Genomic DNA, 1,596 nt, shown 5'->3' on the forward strand with positions numbered 1-1,596 from the left:
ATTTGGGGGGTGACGATCGGTGGGGTTTTGTTTTTTTTGATTGGCCTGGCGGACGACCTGTTTCACCTGTCGCCTTTTTCCCGCTTGTTGATGCAATTCGGCGTGGCTGCTGCCGCTTGGGGAGTAGGGGTGCGCATTGAGTTCATCAGTCTGCCCGGGAGAGGGATCTGGCCCTTTCCGGTGTGGTTGAGCCTGCTGATTACCCTGTTCTGGCTGGTGGGGATGGCCAACGCCATCAACTTCATGGACGGGCTGGATGGGCTGGCGGCAGGGGTGTCGGGAATTGCGGCGGTGGTGATGCTGATCGTAACCCTGCTGCTGGATCGACCGGCGGCGGCCATGCTGGCGGCGGCTTTGGCGGGAGCTTGCCTAGGCTTTTTGCGCTACAACTTCAACCCGGCGCAGATCTTCATGGGGGATGGGGGGGCCTATTTTTTGGGCTTTACCCTGGCTGGGATCGGGGTGATCGGGGTGGCCAAGGGGGTGACCACGCTGGCAGTGGCTCTGCCTTTCTTTATCTTGGCGGTGCCGATCCTGGATATGTCCACCGTAATCCTCAAGCGGCTGGCCAGGGGGAAGTCGCCTTTCCATCCCGACAAAGGCCACTTGCACCACCGCTTGCTCAAAGCCGGCCTATCCCAGCGGCATTCGGTGCTGCTGATCTATGCCATGACCCTCTGGGGGGGATCCCTGGCCTTGGCCTTGGCGGGCTTGCCAGCAGGGGGCACCTACCTGGGCGGGGCCTCGCTGGTGTTGGCAGGGGTGGCTTGGGGGGCTTGGCAACGGCAACGAGCTTTGCCCTCGGAGGACAGGCCCGAACAGGAATATGTTGCTCCGCAATGCTGTTGCGACCAGGAATGTAAAGAAGATTGAGCTGGGCTTGTTCTCCATCGCTCGCCTGCCTAGACTGGAGGCGCTCTATATTTGTTGTTTTTTGTTTTGTTGTTTTTTGTTTAGCTCTGTGTTGCCTCATGCGCCCCACACCTGAGTTGGCAGCTCTCCTGCGCCGCACCGCGGATCGTATCCAATCCCAACACTGGGGCTTCTGGGACTGGGAGTACTGCTGGCGGGACAGCACCCGCTGCAATTGCGGCCTGTTGGTGCGAGAAGCCCTGGGCTGGGATCGGCAGCAACTCAGCCTGCGCATCCACCGCGGCACCTGGCGCTCCATCGCCCAAACCGCCTACCGAACTGTTGCCCTGGCCTTGAGGGATCCCTGGCAACTGGAGGGGCAGTGCGAGGCCACCGGCCTGCGGCTGGGGTATGTGTTCGAGAAAATGGCAGAGCTGGGGTTCGACCAACCGGAAGACTTTGCCGCCCTGGAGGAGCTGAGCGATCCCGTAATTCTGGCCCGCCTGGCGGAAAAAGGTGTGGAGCCAGCACAGCGCGACCAGGCGATCCATGTGGCGCTTTACATGCGGGAACTGGCGGACTGGATTGACGAACAACTGCAGGCGCAGGCTCAGATCAGCCGCTTGAGCCAACCTTTGCCCAAAACACCAGAGATCCTCGTCCAACAGTCGGTGCACCTTACTTGAGGAACTCAGTTGCCTTCCTGATACATTTACGCTGAACACTGCTGAACATCACTGTTCA

At 60.2% G+C, this 1,596-nt stretch carries 2 protein-coding genes; both read left to right on the forward strand.

Going from position 1 to position 1,596, the window contains the following annotated elements:
- On the forward strand, positions 1-873 hold an 873-nt coding region (locus NW843_RS05145; RefSeq protein ID WP_414522315.1), incomplete at its 5' end, for an MraY family glycosyltransferase.
- A gap of 98 nt (positions 874-971) precedes the next feature.
- Complete coding sequence (locus NW843_RS05150) at positions 972-1,538, forward strand: hypothetical protein (protein ID WP_414522316.1); 567 nt, start codon at positions 972-974, stop codon at positions 1,536-1,538.
- Positions 1,539-1,596 lie beyond the last annotated feature (58 nt).

Origin of the sequence: Synechococcus sp. R5-12 (assembly GCF_047502655.1) — a bacterium.
In the GTDB taxonomy this organism is placed as follows: domain Bacteria; phylum Cyanobacteriota; class Cyanobacteriia; order Thermostichales; family Thermostichaceae; genus Thermostichus.

What these genes read in the sequence shown, in the direction of transcription:
- NW843_RS05150 (WP_414522316.1), top strand. Translation starts at nt 972, where the DNA reads ATGCGCCCCACACCTGAGTTGGCAGCTCTCCTGCGCCGCACCGCGGAT.